General features: G+C 64.6%; 14 protein-coding genes. 8 read left to right on the forward strand and 6 right to left on the reverse strand.

Annotation, left to right across the window (positions count from 1 at the left end):
* Positions 1–114 precede the first annotated feature (114 nt).
* From ABIB95_RS20620 to ABIB95_RS20630, 3 genes are all read right to left on the reverse strand, one after another.
* Positions 115–768, reverse strand: coding sequence for a QcrA and Rieske domain-containing protein (locus ABIB95_RS20620; protein ID WP_354241568.1), 654 nt, complete (start codon positions 766–768; stop codon positions 115–117).
* 264 nt (positions 769–1,032) lie between these two features.
* The gene (locus ABIB95_RS20625; protein WP_063981973.1) at positions 1,033–1,497 is read right to left on the reverse strand and encodes a group III truncated hemoglobin; all 465 of its coding nucleotides are present in this window, start codon (positions 1,495–1,497) and stop codon (positions 1,033–1,035) included.
* A gap of 135 nt (positions 1,498–1,632) precedes the next feature.
* On the reverse strand, positions 1,633–2,544 hold the full coding sequence (locus tag ABIB95_RS20630) for a 3-hydroxybutyryl-CoA dehydrogenase (RefSeq protein ID WP_354241570.1): 912 nt from the start codon (positions 2,542–2,544) through the stop codon (positions 1,633–1,635).
* Between the two features lie 244 nt (positions 2,545–2,788).
* On the opposite strand from ABIB95_RS20630, the gene pstS reads away from it, so the two are divergent.
* The 3 genes from pstS to ABIB95_RS20645 all read left to right on the forward strand — a co-directional run bounded on the left by pstS (position 2,789) and on the right by ABIB95_RS20645 (position 5,093).
* Positions 2,789–3,844 (forward strand): phosphate ABC transporter substrate-binding protein PstS, encoded by a 1,056-nt coding sequence (gene pstS, locus ABIB95_RS20635; RefSeq protein ID WP_354241572.1) that lies wholly within the window; start codon positions 2,789–2,791, stop codon positions 3,842–3,844.
* 182 nt (positions 3,845–4,026) lie between these two features.
* Positions 4,027–4,398 (forward strand): arsenate reductase (glutaredoxin), encoded by a 372-nt coding sequence (gene arsC / locus ABIB95_RS20640; protein ID WP_354241574.1) that lies wholly within the window; start codon positions 4,027–4,029, stop codon positions 4,396–4,398.
* Entirely contained in the window at positions 4,395–5,093 is a 699-nt protein-coding gene (locus ABIB95_RS20645; RefSeq protein WP_354241576.1) for an ABC transporter permease, read from the forward strand. The genes arsC and ABIB95_RS20645 overlap by 4 nt, the downstream gene beginning before the upstream one ends.
* Here the strand turns inward: ABIB95_RS20645 and ABIB95_RS20650 are convergent.
* Both ABIB95_RS20650 and ABIB95_RS20655 read right to left on the reverse strand, forming a co-directional pair.
* The gene (locus ABIB95_RS20650; RefSeq protein ID WP_354241578.1) at positions 5,067–5,876 is read right to left on the reverse strand and encodes an ABC transporter substrate-binding protein; all 810 of its coding nucleotides are present in this window, start codon (positions 5,874–5,876) and stop codon (positions 5,067–5,069) included. The genes ABIB95_RS20645 and ABIB95_RS20650 overlap by 27 nt on opposite strands.
* Before the next feature lie 179 nt (positions 5,877–6,055).
* A complete protein-coding gene (locus ABIB95_RS20655) occupies positions 6,056–6,463 on the reverse strand; it encodes a hypothetical protein (protein WP_354241580.1) in 408 nt (135 codons plus the stop codon).
* Between the two features lie 125 nt (positions 6,464–6,588).
* On the opposite strand from ABIB95_RS20655, the gene ABIB95_RS20660 reads away from it, so the two are divergent.
* Together ABIB95_RS20660 and ABIB95_RS20665 are read left to right on the forward strand one after the other, a co-directional pair.
* A complete protein-coding gene (locus ABIB95_RS20660; RefSeq protein ID WP_354242041.1) occupies positions 6,589–7,959 on the forward strand; it encodes a hypothetical protein in 1,371 nt (456 codons plus the stop codon).
* A gap of 63 nt (positions 7,960–8,022) precedes the next feature.
* The gene (locus ABIB95_RS20665) at positions 8,023–8,301 is read left to right on the forward strand and encodes a Plug domain-containing protein (protein WP_187387984.1); all 279 of its coding nucleotides are present in this window, start codon (positions 8,023–8,025) and stop codon (positions 8,299–8,301) included.
* A gap of 19 nt (positions 8,302–8,320) precedes the next feature.
* Here ABIB95_RS20665 and ABIB95_RS20670 read toward each other — a convergent pair whose 3' ends face one another.
* The gene (locus ABIB95_RS20670; RefSeq protein WP_354241582.1) at positions 8,321–9,637 is read right to left on the reverse strand and encodes an alpha/beta hydrolase; all 1,317 of its coding nucleotides are present in this window, start codon (positions 9,635–9,637) and stop codon (positions 8,321–8,323) included.
* A gap of 490 nt (positions 9,638–10,127) precedes the next feature.
* Between ABIB95_RS20670 and ABIB95_RS20675 the strand changes: the two genes are divergently transcribed.
* From ABIB95_RS20675 to ABIB95_RS20685, 3 genes are all read left to right on the forward strand, one after another.
* Complete coding sequence (locus ABIB95_RS20675) at positions 10,128–12,137, forward strand: putative bifunctional diguanylate cyclase/phosphodiesterase (protein WP_354241585.1); 2,010 nt, start codon at positions 10,128–10,130, stop codon at positions 12,135–12,137.
* Between the two features lie 248 nt (positions 12,138–12,385).
* Positions 12,386–13,168 (forward strand): LuxR C-terminal-related transcriptional regulator, encoded by a 783-nt coding sequence (locus tag ABIB95_RS20680; protein ID WP_354241588.1) that lies wholly within the window; start codon positions 12,386–12,388, stop codon positions 13,166–13,168.
* 233 nt (positions 13,169–13,401) lie between these two features.
* Positions 13,402–13,770 carry a hypothetical protein gene (locus tag ABIB95_RS20685; RefSeq protein WP_085405637.1) on the forward strand — a complete coding sequence of 123 codons (369 nt, stop codon included), beginning with the start codon at positions 13,402–13,404 and terminating at the stop codon, positions 13,768–13,770.
* Positions 13,771–13,804: the final 34 nt, after the last annotated feature.

The raw sequence follows: 13,804 nt of genomic DNA on the forward strand, positions 1-13,804 counted from the left end.
CGTTCCCCTTTTTCATCCGTTTGAATTCTTGTTTTGAATTCTTGTCGTTCGTCCCGTCGTCCGCCCATCGGCGGATGCGGCCTCTCGTGACGCGGGCACAACCCGCACCGTCCGTCATCCTGGCTGCACGCCACCTACCTTTCCGATGAAGTTGCCGGCGACGCTGAGCGAACCGTCAGCGAGCGCGAGCGGCAGCGCGGCAAGCCGCCGCGGCGCCGGTCCGAACACGACCTGCGCGCCCTCGCGGGGATCGTATTCGGAGTTGTGACACATGCACTTGAACACGTCCTTGTCGCCGACATCGCTCTTGACCCAGGCGGTGACGGGACAGCCTGCATGCGAGCAGATCGCCGAATAGGCCAGGATGCCATCGACGGCCCGTGCGCGGGTCTTCTCGTCGAGCTCGGCGGGATCGAGCCGGATGATCAGGATTTCGTTGAGGCGCGATGCGCTGCGCACCACCGATGTGTTGGGATCCTTCGGCCACGCATGGACCGGCGGTCCACCGGCCGGGAGATCGGCCGCAGTGATGAGCTTTCCCTCCTGGTCGCCTTCGGAGAAGACGAGCAGATCACCCTTCTGCGGACGTTCGTCGGAGCCTGGCGGATCCTCGCCCGCGCGCGCCTGCGTGGAACAACCAAGGCAGGCGGTCGTGGCGAGCGCGCCAAGCAGCAGCGTTCGCCGCGTCTGTTCTATGCCCGCGTCGACTTCAGGTTCCGCGGTGCTCTCGGATGATGAGGGAGTGGTGTTGAACGATGCGCGCGACATGCACGTTAGCAGGCGCTGGAACTCTGCCGAAAAAAAGGCGGAGAGTTGGTGCCGCAGCGCATCAATATGTCTTTGCTCGCTTTGGTTGAACGCAAATGAAGGCGTTCCAGCGCATATTTGCAATTGCAACGTCGCATCGCGCGATCGGCATGATGATTTTGCAGATCAGACCGATGATGCCGGAATTGGTGCAACGCGTTATTGGCCGCGCAGCACAACCTCGAAGCGATACAACTGCACGTTTTACAGGCAGAGTTGCTGTCGTCAGGACCGGAGCACGTGACGCGGCGCAGCGATACGGCCGGCGATGGTCGCCGACGCCATCTCAAAACTGTCGGCGATGCGTCGCGCCTTGTCGATGAAGAGCGCGGCCGCCGGCGGCGGACAGACCTCGCGCGCGGTCTGCTCGAACAGATCGAGCCAGCGATCGAAATGATCGCCGACCAGGCTGAGCGGCACATGCGCCCGCATCGGTGAACCATGATAGCGGCCGCTCATCAACACGACCGACGACCAGAAATCCTTGAGTTTGGCGAGATGCTCGTCCCAATTCTGCACGATCGCAAAGACCGGCCCCAGCAGCGCATCCTCGCGCACGCGTCCGTAGAAGCGGGTGACGAGCTCCCCGATCATCTCCTCGGTGATCCCGGTGCGCTCGATCGCATCCTGGGTCAGCAGGTTCCGCCGCGCGGCCGCCGCCTCGCGCTCGGCCTTCAGTCGATCCGACATGTCCTTCGTTATCCGTTCATTTGTTCCCGCAGGCCGCCCGTTCGACATTGTCGGGCCAATTGCGCGCGGCGTCTTTGTCACAGCGCAAATTGCGGGGATCGGGCGGCGGATGCCGGGCACCCGCCGCCGGCGCCATCAGGCACCGTAAGTGTAGAAGCCTTGGCCGGTCTTGCGGCCGAGATGGCCGGCATCGACCATTTCCTTGAGCAAGGGGGCCGGACGGTATTTGGGGTCGTTGAAGCCCTTATAGAAGACCTCCATCACCGAGAGCATGGTGTCGAGCCCGACGAGATCGGCGAGCGCCAGCGGCCCGATCGGATGGTTGCAGCCGAGCTTCATGCCGGCATCGATCTCCTCAGCGGTTGCGATCCCTTCCTGGAGCGCAAAGATCGCCTCGTTGATCATCGGGCACAGGATGCGGTTGACGGCGAAGCCGGGGCTGTTCTTGGCCGTGATCGCCACCTTGCCGACCCGCTTGGCGAAATCCAGCGCCTTGGCATGAGTGTCGTCGGAGGTCTGCAAGCCGCGGATGAGTTCCAGCAGCGCCATCACCGGCACCGGGTTGAAGAAGTGCATGCCGATGAAGCGATCGGGACGATCGGTTGCGGCGGCAAGCTTCGTGATCGAGATCGAGGAGGTATTGGTCGCGAGCAGCGTGCGCGGCGACAGCGTGGCGCAGAGGTCCTTCAGGATCTTGACCTTGAGCTCCTCGTTCTCGGTCGCGGCCTCGATGACGAGGTCGCAATCGGCGAGCTTCGCGCGGTCGGTGGTGCCAGTGATGCGCTTGAGAGCCGCGTCGCGATCGGCCGCCGACATCTTCTCCTTCTTGACCAGGCGCTCGAGGCTGCCGCCGACGGTCGACAGCCCGCGGTTCACCGCCGCATCGGAGATGTCGACCATCACGACCGAGAGCCCGGCCGCGGCACAAATCTGCGCGATGCCGTTCCCCATGGTCCCTGCCCCGATGATGCCAACGGTGTTGATCATTGCCTCGTATCCTTCATCCTTGCGGGCGTGCCAGACGGCCCCGCCCCATTGTTTCTGCATCAGGGTCTAGCACCGCCGCCGGGCGGGTGCGACCTGATCCTGCCCCCTCCTTAAAGCATCCCGGGCGGGAATAAAGCCGCTCTTCCGCCGCGGAGAGGTGCGATTTGATGCCCCGGCGGGCTGATTTCTGCGCATTTTGCCCGGCCGCTGCAGGGGGTGCCGAGGGCGCGCCAGCGAGCACCGGGCCAGGACTTTGTGACACAGGCCACATCTGCTTCGCGCCCGGCCTGCTAGCCTCGGCCCTATGATGAAGCATCTCACTCTCCCCGTCCTCTTCACCGCTCTGCTCGTCGCCACGCAAAGCCTGGCGGCCGAGACCAAGGGAGCCGGCTCAACCTTCGTTTCGCCCGTGATGGCGAAATGGATCGACGCATACAAGATGAAGACCGGCAACACCGTCAGCTATCAAGCGGTCGGCTCGAGCATCGGCGTCGGCCTGATCAAGAAAGAGGCCGTCGACTTCGGCGCAAGCGACATGCCGCTCGATCCCAGGGAGCTGGACAGGCTCGGCATGATGCAATTCCCGATCGTGATCGGGGGCGTCGTGCCGGTCGTCAATATCGATGGAGTGAAGCCCGGCCAGATCCGCTTCACCGGCCAGATGCTCGCCGACATCTATCTCGGCAAGCTGAAATCATGGAACGATCCGGTCATTCGCGCGATCAACCCCGACATCAGGCTGCCGAACACTGCGATCACGGTGGTTCATCGCATCGACGGATCCGGCACGACGTTCAACTGGTCGAACTACCTCTCGAAGGTCAGCCCGCAGTGGAAGGCGAGCGTGGGCGAAGGCACCTCGGTCGAGTGGCCACTTGGTCTCGGCGGCAAGGGCAATGACGGCGTCGCCTCGCTCGTCAGCCTCGTGCCCGGTTCGATCGGCTATCTCGAATACACTTACGCGCTGCAACGGCTAGACAGAATCTCATTTGGCGTCGTGCAGAACAGCGCCGGCAATTTCGTCGTCCCCGACGCCGCATCGTTCCAGGCCGCGGCCTCGAGCGCGGACTGGAAGGCGGAGAAGGATTTCCACCTCGTGCTCACCAACGCGCCCGGCGAAGACGCCTACCCGATCACGGCCACGACCTTCGTGCTGATGCCGAAAGCGCCGAAATCCGAGGACCGATCGGCAGCGGCCATCGACTTCATGCGCTGGTCGCTGGAGAACGGAAAGACGCAGGCCGAGACGCTGAACTACGTTCCGCTTCCGCCTGCCCTGGTCGACCAGATCGAACGCTATTGGCAGCAGAGCATCGAGACAAACCCCACGGTCTCGGCCTCGGCTAACGTCAAGCGCTGAAGCCTGGAAACGAGCGGCCGTCATGCCCGGGCCTGTCCCGGGCATCCACGTTCCCAGTGCCAGCCACGCGACCGCGATCCTTCTGGAAATCTCGCCGTGAATCGTGATCTAGTCCCGCGAAAGGCCTGTTGCCGGCTCGCAGCGGCGAGAACGCGCGAAGGTCCAAGCCCGGGGACTTTCGAATGGTCGTGATCATCTACCACAATCCCGACTGCGGCACGTCGCGCAGCGCGCTTGCCACGATCAGGAGTGCCGGCATCGAGCCGCACGTGGTCGAATATTTGAAGACGCCACCCTCGCGAGCCCCGTTGCAACAGTCCATCGCGCGCATGGGGATTTCGGTGCGCGAGACGGTCCGCGAAAAGGCGGCGCCCTATCCGGAGCCCGGGCTCGACAACCCGGCACAGACGGATGACCAGCGGCTCGAAGCGATGATGATACATCCGATCCTGATCAACAGGCCGATCGCGGTGACCCCGAACGACGTCAGGCTTTGCCGCCCTTCGGATCTGGTGCTTGATCTCCTGCCGGCGCAACAGCGTTCGGCCGGATGAACGATTTCGCGCGATCCATCGGCGCCGCGCTCACGCTGATCGGCGAGGCCGACGCCGAACTGCTCGGCATCGTCGCGCTGTCGGTTCGTGTCAGCCTGACCGCCGGCATCGTCGCGCTGCTGATCGGCGCGCCCTTCGGGGCCTTGCTCGCAATCACCCGATTCCGCGGGCGACAGATCGTCATCGTGTTGACCAATGCGCTGCTCGGCCTGCCGCCTGTCGTGGTCGGGCTTGCGCTCTATCTTCTGCTGTCGCGGTCCGGCCCGCTTGGGGCAGCCGGACTGTTGTTCACGCCGACCGCCATGGTGATCGCGCAGACCCTGCTCGCGACCCCGATCGTGGTTGCGCTGGTGCACCGGCCGGCGAGCCTGCTCTGGGCCGAGTATGGCGACCTCGCGCGGATCGACGGACTATCGACGCTGCGCAGCATCGGCTTGCTGTTCGCGCTCGGCCGAACCTCGCTGCTGACGGCCTTTCTCGCAGCGTTCGGACGCGCGATCGCCGAGGTCGGCGCCATCATCATCGTCGGCGGCAACATCCGCGGCTTCACGCGCACGATGACGACGGCGATCGCACTGGAGACCAGCAAGGGCGACATGCCGCTGGCACTCGGGCTCGGGCTGATCCTGCTCGCGCTCAGCGTGGCGGTGTCGACCGTCGCCTTCCTGCTAGTGGGACGCGTTGGGGAAAAATAGCTGCTCGCCGCCGACCTTGTAGCCAGCGATCGCATCCTGCCCCTTCGGCGAAACCAGCCAGTCGATGAAGGCCTGTCCGTCCTTCGCCTTCACATTCGCATGCGTCGCCGGATTCACCAGCATGACGCCATACTGGTTGAACAGCCGCTTGTCGCCCTCAGTCAGGACGGCAAGCTCGCCGCGGTTCTTGAACGACAGCCAGGTGCCACGGTCTGACAGAACATAGGCGTTCGACGACGAGGCCATGTTCAGCGCCGGACCCATGCCCTGCCCGATCTCGCGATACCAGCTGTCCTTGCCGGCACCGATATCGACACCCGCCTCCTTCCACAATCTCAGCTCCGCCGCGTGGGTGCCGGACTTGTCGCCGCGCGAGATGAAGGTTGCCTTTGTCGCCGCGATCTTGCGCAGCGCATCAGTGACGTCCTTGCCGCCGGCGATCTTTGCGGGATCGCTCTTCGGACCGACGATGATGAAGTCATTGTACATGACATCGAAGCGCTTCACGCCCTGCCCTTCCGACATGAACTTGTCCTCGGCCGGCCTGTCATGCACGAACACCACGTCGGCGTCGCCGCGCCGCCCGATGTCGAGCGCCTGGCCGGTGCCCACGGCAACGACCTTCACCTCGATGCCCTCCGCCTTCGAGAACAACGGCAGCAGGTAACCGAACAGGCCCGACTGTTCCGTCGACGTCGTCGAGGCCACGGTGATGGTGCGATCCTGCGCGAATGCGCATGTCGACCAAACCAGAACCGCTGCGATGGCGGCAAGCTTTCTCATTGCGTTGTCCTCACTCCCCAGACGTTTGAGCTTAGGCGGGAAGGATGACGCAGGGAAGTCCGACGTTCGGCGCAGGATCAGCGGCCGGGGCAGTACCGCATGACGCTGCGGTAGCCCTGCGGGTCCGGCTCCTTCATCCACCGTTCTTGCCAGGCAACCCAAAGCTTGTCGCCGGAGCTTCAGGACGACCGCAGCTTGTCGATGATGGCCGTCACCTCGTTCAGCTGGGCTTTGACCGTGGCCAGCAGATCGAGCAGATCGCGCGCCGACTGGGCTGATCCGCCAGCGGCGGCCTGATCGATCACGCTCAAGCCGTCGGTGAGACGCGAGATGATTTGCACGAGTTCATCGCGGCGCGCCTCGAGGTCGGCAAGCGTTGCGTCAAAGCGCGCGTCGAGCCGGGCGCCTTGCAACGAGCGGATCGGAACGATCCTGTCGTCGGGAGGATCGGACATGCGCGTGCTTTGCGTTGCTGTCCCGCCCATCCTAGGCGCGACCGCCCGCGACCCGGCGGTGGTGCATTGTCGCATCCGACACGGCAGTTGCGTTGCCCTTTCCCGCGCGGTGGACGTACGGATGTTCTGCAATTGGTCCCACCTACATTGACATCGATGTGACGGCCGGGGCAGTTTTTTGCATTGCTGGCGAATCAGCGATTGCTTCACGCCGGGTACCTCTTGGACAACTCCCTGTGCTTTCGAGACTGATATCGTTGCTGCGCCGCATTCCCGCGGTGAAATGGGCGTTCACCCGGCTTAGGCCCTTGCCTCACGGCGGCAGCATCGATGTCGCGCCGATCACGCCAAGCGATTCGCCCGCAATCGTTGCCGACATCGCAGAAGCTGTTCCGGCTCCCGACGGCATCAGCACCAACCCGCTGCCCAATGACACCGAGATCGCCGTTGCGGCTCCGGTCGCCGAAGATGGCGCCGCTATCTCTGTCATCCCGGAGAGCTCGTCCGCGGCGCCAACTGATATCAGCGTCGCAGATGATTCATCCTTGGAAGCGCCGACAGAGGTCGAGTCGATCGTCGTCGAAGAGGTTTCGGTCTCATCAGTCGAGGTGGAGAGCGAGACCGTTGATGCTCATGAGCTCGTCAGCAGCGATCCGCCTGCGGAGCTTGAGACTAGCGTCGCACCCGTCGTCGTAGAAGAGACACCGGTCCCGGTTGTCGAGATCGAGAGCGAGCCGGTCGATGCACCCGAGCTCGTCAGCAGCGCCCCACCTGTGGAACTTCCGGAGATCGCTGAACCCGTCATCGTTGAAGAGGCGCTGCTGTCGCCTGTCGAGGCCGAGAGCCGGCAGGCCAACGTTTCCGAGCCCGTCATCGGCAGTGATGCATCTCCCGAACTCGCGACCGAGGTGGAGCTTGTCGTCGCAGAGGAGGCGCTGGTCTCCTCTATCGACATCGAGATCGCTCCGGTTGATGCCCCCGTTCTCGCCGTCAACGACGATACCTCCTCTGACGTCGCTGATGTGGAGCCGGCTGTCGTGGAGGACCCGTGCGTCGCGCTTGCGGACAGCGACGTCTCGGCGGAGGAGGTCTCCGAGAGCAGCATCGACAGCGCGGCCTTCCCGATCGTCGCAATGGAGATCGAGCCGATCCCGGCCAACGATCCCGCCCCGATCGCAGCGATCGCCGCGCCGGGTTCCTCTGCCGACACAGCGAGCGTCGTCACGCATGTCGCGCCGGAGCCGGTCCTCGAGTCTCCTGCGCCGGTGATCCCCAGCGCGCCGAAGACGCGCACAAAGGTCGTGGAACCCGTCGACCGCGCCACGTTGATCCGGCAGCGCTGGACGGAGACCGGGATCAGGATGTGGAATCCGCGGCTTCACGGCGCCGGCGACGCCACGCTGAACATCCAGGGCCGCGTCGAGCTGCTGCCGCCCGCGCCCGGCGAGACCATGCCACGCTACGACAAGCTCGAATTCAGGATGCTGGACGGGCAGATCGTCTGCGAGGGCGTCGTCGTCGAGGCGCCCGCGTCGGCGGGTCAGCGCAGCTTTACCCGGCTCGCCGAGCCGCGTAACCCCGACCGGCCCCGCGAACCGGTACGGGAGCGCCGGGCCGCTCTCGCCTGACCCTTGTCCTCTGCGACCATGCCCGCCATATGCTAGGCTGACGGCTTGGACATGGGAGGCCGCATGCCCGCAAGATCATTGCGCCTGATCGTGATCGCCGCTCTCTGCATCTCGCAAGGGGCCTTTGCGGCGTCCGGCAAACGCCCGCACCATGCGCCCGCCACCGATCGGGCCGCGCCCTACAAGGCCGACCGGCTCTCGACCTCGCGCGGCGAGACGATCCTCAACACGCCCGGCCAGACCACCGTGCTGACACGTCAGATCCTTGACGACATGAACGCGACGACCCTCCGGGACGCCATGCGCTCGACCGCCGGCGTGACGATTGGGATTGGCCGCTAGATTTCGCGCGACTTCGCGTTCAGGGGATCGGATAGCCCTTCCAGACCCACTCCAGCGCCGACGGCAGCGTTTGCGCGATCGTCGGCCGGTCGACGTGCTTGGCGTTGCGCACGAACAGGAACTGGTAGTGGTAGCCCTTCTCCGCCAGCACTTTCGCCGTCAGCGCGTTCGACAGGGTCCAGTCATGCATGCCGTCGGGAATGGTCGGATTCGGATAGAACAGATCCTGGTCGCCGCCGAAGAACCAGAAGCGGATCGGCTTTACCGGCGCGGCGACGATCAGCGGCACGCCGGGCGGCTCGGCCGGCGTCAGCACGCCCGCCTTGGAGATGAGGTTGGGCGTGGCCGGCCCGGTCCAAGCGCTGTGATATTCCCACGCACCACCACGCAGCGACGGATCGTGCGGCCATTGCTGGTTGACCATGGTCGGCGAGAACGCCAGCACGCGGTGATAGAGATCGGGATAGAACCACGCCATGGTGAAGGCCGCAACACCGCTCGAGCTCAGGCCCATCGTCGCGCGCCCGTCGGGGTTTTTGGTCAACTTGACGTCGGCGTTCTTCTCGACCAGCGGCAGCACCTCGCGCTCGACGAACTGCGCATAGTCGCCTGACACCGCATCGTATTCGCGGCCGCGCTGGCTGCCCTGCGCGTCCTGCCCGCCATTGCCGATCTGGATCGCGATCATCGGTGGCACGCGGCGCTGCGCGATCAGATTATCGAGCGTCGTGGCGAGGTCCTTGTAGGCGTTGGAGCCGCCGTCGCCGACCACGATGAACGGCGCCTCGGTGCCGCGTACATATTGCGCCGGCACGTAGACGTCGATCGTGCGCGACCAGATTCCAGGATGGCTGGTGGTGACGATCATGTGCGACTTGTCATCCGGCGCGGTGACGGTCGTCATGATCGAGGAATTGGTGCAGCCGGCGACGTCGTCGCGGATCAGGCCGGGATTGTAGATCGTGCTCTCCTTCGACGTCAGCGTGAAGGATTTTGTCATGCCGCGTGGTACGCCTTCCTTCGCAATCGTCTCCGGCGCGGGATTGTGGGTGGGCCCGATGATGAAATTGCCCTCGGCGCCGGGCGGCGGCAGCGTTCCGTCGGGCAGCTCCGTCGCGCGCGGATAGTTGGGGTTCGAGGGATCGCGCGTCGGCGGCGCCGTCTTGAAGTCGAGGCCCGTCGTGTCGATGAAGAACGGTGCCGCCTTATCGGTGGTGTTGGCCCCGGGCGGCACAGCCATGTTCTGGGTGACGCAGGCCGGCTGCGACAGTGCAATTGAAGTGAAGGAGACAAGGGAAATCAGCGTCCCCGCGAGGACGGAGAATGAATTGGTCATTTCAGCTCCCGGTGCCGGCAAGTCTTTCTGGCTCGCCTTGACGCAAAGTATGGCGGGCCGCCTGCGCGCGGTCAAACAGCAAGCGGCCGCATTCCAGCGATAGCCGCCATGCTCAAACCGAAAGGCGACCATTATTCCGTGCTTGCTCATGAATTATCGCGGACACGAGGCCGTTGCACCTCGCACGACGTAGCTTGCGCAAGCACGTGCGTCGGCTGATCGCGCGGCCATGCGCCGTCGCCGATGTGAAAGCCAAGGTCTCGCATGGTTAGCGGATCGTAGCTGCGGGTGGCTGCGGGCAAGGCGCGCCTGAGACACGCGCCTCGGCCGCCGGATATCCTTAACACGGCCTCACCAATACACGCGGCTGGAAAATCCCACGGCCGCGCGCAACCTGCGCTGGCTTTTCGTGCAGCCCCACCTAACGCGACCTTTACCCCCGTCGTGCAAGATCGCCGCCGTTTTGAAGGGATCCGGGGCGCGTATTGCAATGCCTGTCGTCAATTTGAAGTCTCAGCTCGCCGCCGCGATGCGGCTGTTTCGCGTGCCGGCCGACAACCCGGACCTGACGCGCGCGCAGTTCGACGCCTTCTCCAAGCAGATCCCGCTGCTCTATTTCATCCTGATGAGCAACACGATCGCCGTCGCCTATACCTATGTCAACGTGGCGCCGGACTGGCTGACGATGATCGTGCCGAGCGTGCTCACCGTGCTCGCGGCGCTGCGCACCTTCTGGTGGCTGCGCCAGCGTCATCTCGTGCGCAGCGATGCCGATATCCTGCGCAATCTGCGCGCCACAAACTGGATGACATTGCCGATCGGCGCCGGCTTCACCGCATGGTCCTTTGCGCTGTACCCTTACGGCGACGCCTTCGCCAAGAGCCAGGTCGCCTTCTACATGGCGGTGACCGTGATCGGCTGCATCTTCTCGCTGATGCATCTGCGTTCCGCGGCGTTGATCGTGACGCTCGTCGTCGACGTTCCCTATGTGCTGTTCTTCTGGGCGACCGGCGAACCGACGCTGAAGGCGATCGCGGTCAACAACCTGCTCGTCTCCGGCGCGATGGTGACGGTGCTGTTCATCTACTACCGCGACTTCGCCGATCTCGTCTCCAGCCGCAAATCGCTGCTGGCGCAGCAGGCGGCAACGCAAGCGCTCTCGGACGAGAACTTCCGCCTCGCCAATCTCGATTCCCTCACCGAGCTGCCCAACCGCCGCCGCTTCTTCGCCGAGCTGTCGAGCGCCTTCACCGACGCCGAGCGCAGGCGCGTTCGCGTCGCGGTGGGGATCATCGACCTCGACGGCTTCAAGCCGATCAACGACAATTACGGCCACTCGGTCGGCGATCGCGTCCTGATCGAAGCCGGGCGCCGCATCCGCGAAGTTTGCGAGGGCTTCGGCCCGCAGCGGGTGGAATTTGCCCGGCTCGGCGGCGACGAGTTCGGCCTCGTGGTGTGCGGCGATCCCGAAGATGACGATTTGATGCGGCTCGGCCAGCGCATCGGCGAACAGGTCAAGCTGCCCTACCAGCTCGACACCGCCCATACCGGGCTGTCCTGCTCGATCGGCTTCGCGCTGTTCCCAAGCTCGGCGACCAGCGCCGAAGCGCTCTATGAATGCGCCGACTACTCGCTCTATCACGCCAAGCGCCATCTGCGCGGCCGCACCGTGATCTTCTCGAGCGAGCTCGAGGCCGAGATCCGCAGCCGCGGCGTCATCGAGAACTTGCTCCGCACCGCCGATTTCAGCACCGAGATGGACTTGGTGTTCCAGCCGATCGTGGACGCCATGAGCGAGCACACCGCCGGCTTCGAAGTCCTGGCGCGCTGGCGCAGCTCCCGCCTCGGCCTGGTCTCACCGGCCGACTTCATTCCGGCCGCAGAGCGCATCGGCCTGATCCGGCCGCTGACGCAGGCGCTGCTGGTCCGCGCGCTCGCGACGGCAAGGACCTGGCCCGACCACATCCGCCTGTCGTTCAACCTCTCGGCTCACGATGTCTGCGCCGCCGAGGGCATTTTGCCGCTGATCTCGATCATCGAGAGAAGCGGGTTGCCGCCACACCGGATCGACTTCGAGATCACCGAGACCGCCGTCACCTTCGACTTCGTGCGCGCGCAGCAATCGATCGCGACGCTGAAGGCGATGGGCTGCGGCATTTCACTGGACGATTTCGGCACCGGTTATTCCTCGCTGAGCCACGTGCATCGGCTGCCGCTCGACAAGATCAAGATCGACCGCAGCTTCGTCGCCGACATCAACGAAAATCCGGTGAGTCACAAGATCATCAAGTCTCTCGCCGGCCTGTGCGACGACATGGAGATCGCTTGCGTCGCCGAGGGCGTCGAAACCCGCGCCCAGCTCGACAGCCTGCGCCGCCTGGGATGCGACTTCATCCAGGGCTACTACTTCGCAAAGCCGATGTCGGGCGATGCGATTGGCGATCATCTCGCAAAGGAACGCCAGCGTCTCGGCGCCGCCGGCGCCAAGGTCGTGGCCTGAGAGGCCAGATCTCAATCCGCACGCGTAGCGCTGATAAATTAAATTGCTGCCTGTCAATCGTCCGCTTCACATGCGTCGAAACGCCCCCGACATGCTGGGATGCCGTGTCGGTGCTTGTCAGCGACGTCAAAACGCGCGATACTCAATTTCAAGGGGAAAGATATTTAATATACAACTTTTTGATCTTGGTGGCCTTCAACTGGGCGCGGCGGCAAACACGGTTGTGAGTTGGCAATCGGGAGGCAGGCATGTCGTCCAATGCGTTATTTTCGGCAGGGCGCCACGCCCCGCCGCATTCCCACCTCACCGCTTCGCATGCATCACCGCCGCCCGCCGAGCCGGACGCCGGCGGCCTCATACCCATCAGCCTCTTCATTCTCAGCGACGTGCGCCTGCTCTGCGAAGGCCTCCGTTCCTGCCTGGCCCGGCAGGAATGCTTACGCATCGCCGGACACGGCGATCTTGCGACACTGCCTGAGCAAGTCATCGACAGCGGCGCGCAGGTGCTGCTGGTCGACATAGCGACGCCGCAGGGCTTGCGGCAATCGGCGGCCTGCCGCGCCCTGGCGCCGGCGTTGAAGGTCGTCGCCATCGCGGTCGCCGAAGCCGAGCAGGATATCCTGGCCTGCGCGGAGGCCGGCGTGTCCGGCTTCGTGCTGCGCGAGGGTTCGATCAGCGACGTCGTCGCCGCCGTCCATAACGCGATGCGCGACGAGCTAGTGTGCTCGCCCAGGGTCGCCGCCGCCCTGTTCGGCCGGCTCGCGCTGCTCTCCGCGCGGACCGTCACGCGAGCGCCGGCCGCCGGCGTCGACACGCTGACACCACGCGAGCACGAGATCATTCGCTTCGTCGGCGAAGGGCTGTCGAACAAAGAGATCGCACGAGCCTTGCGGATCCGCAATTCGACGGTGAAGAACCACATGCACAACGTGCTCAGCAAATTGCAGATTCGCCGGCGCGGCGAGATCAGCAAGCATCTGCACGCGAACGGCGCGCCCGCGCCTGCATCGTCGCGGATCCAGACCCGCTAGACCTTTCGGCCTAGATCCTTCGGGCCGGCATCGCGCGCGAAGCCGCCATGTCGCGGTGAATTACGCGCCGTTTGCATCATCGCGGTCTCACCGCCGCGGGCATGGTCCGGACCATCAACTCCATCCTCGCTAGACCTTTTGGCTCAATCGCGCCGTCGCGCCTTGTGCAAGGCTCACCGCAAAGGTGGCCATTGCGACAGAGACGCATCCTCATTGCGGGATTTCCGAGACTGATGACCGATCTTCTCGAGCATGTCGTCGCGAAAGATCCGGCATTGTCCGTAGTCGGGACGAGTGACGACGCAAATCTGGCAACGGAGGCACGCCGCACCCGGGCCGACGTCCTCGTGGTGGCACAGAAGGCCCCGGACGAGCGCGACAGCCTCGCGAGCCTTCTGCACAGCCGGCCGCGGATGAAAGTCGTGACCATCGTCGCAAGCGGCGAAAGCGGCGCGCTCTACGAGCTGCGGCCGCACCGCACGGCCATCACCGAGATCACGACGCAATCCCTGTCGGAAGCCATTCGGGATCCGCCCGGCCCGAGGCGCAGGCCGCGCCAGCGGCGCGCCCGCCGGCCAGGCAAGACCATCGCCGCGGTCTGACCAAGCGAGACGGACCGCCTAATCACAGGAGCCG

Origin of the sequence: Bradyrhizobium sp. LA2.1, from assembly GCF_040547725.1 — a bacterium.
GTDB classification, from domain to species: Bacteria; Pseudomonadota; Alphaproteobacteria; order Rhizobiales; family Xanthobacteraceae; genus Bradyrhizobium; species Bradyrhizobium barranii.

What these genes read in the sequence shown, in the direction of transcription:
- ABIB95_RS20650 (WP_354241578.1), bottom strand. Translation starts at nt 5,876, where the DNA reads ATGAGAAAGCTTGCCGCCATCGCAGCGGTTCTGGTTTGGTCGACATGC.
- ABIB95_RS20620 (WP_354241568.1), bottom strand. Translation starts at nt 768, where the DNA reads ATGTCGCGCGCATCGTTCAACACCACTCCCTCATCATCCGAGAGCACC.
- pstS (WP_354241572.1), top strand. Translation starts at nt 2,789, where the DNA reads ATGATGAAGCATCTCACTCTCCCCGTCCTCTTCACCGCTCTGCTCGTC.
- ABIB95_RS20675 (WP_354241585.1), top strand. Translation starts at nt 10,128, where the DNA reads ATGCCTGTCGTCAATTTGAAGTCTCAGCTCGCCGCCGCGATGCGGCTG.
- ABIB95_RS20630 (WP_354241570.1), bottom strand. Translation starts at nt 2,544, where the DNA reads ATGCAGAAACAATGGGGCGGGGCCGTCTGGCACGCCCGCAAGGATGAA.
- ABIB95_RS20665 (WP_187387984.1), top strand. Translation starts at nt 8,023, where the DNA reads ATGCCCGCAAGATCATTGCGCCTGATCGTGATCGCCGCTCTCTGCATC.
- ABIB95_RS20680 (WP_354241588.1), top strand. Translation starts at nt 12,386, where the DNA reads ATGTCGTCCAATGCGTTATTTTCGGCAGGGCGCCACGCCCCGCCGCAT.
- arsC (WP_354241574.1), top strand. Translation starts at nt 4,027, where the DNA reads ATGGTCGTGATCATCTACCACAATCCCGACTGCGGCACGTCGCGCAGC.
- ABIB95_RS20625 (WP_063981973.1), bottom strand. Translation starts at nt 1,497, where the DNA reads ATGTCGGATCGACTGAAGGCCGAGCGCGAGGCGGCGGCCGCGCGGCGG.
- ABIB95_RS20670 (WP_354241582.1), bottom strand. Translation starts at nt 9,637, where the DNA reads ATGACCAATTCATTCTCCGTCCTCGCGGGGACGCTGATTTCCCTTGTC.
- ABIB95_RS20645 (WP_354241576.1), top strand. Translation starts at nt 4,395, where the DNA reads ATGAACGATTTCGCGCGATCCATCGGCGCCGCGCTCACGCTGATCGGC.
- ABIB95_RS20685 (WP_085405637.1), top strand. Translation starts at nt 13,402, where the DNA reads ATGACCGATCTTCTCGAGCATGTCGTCGCGAAAGATCCGGCATTGTCC.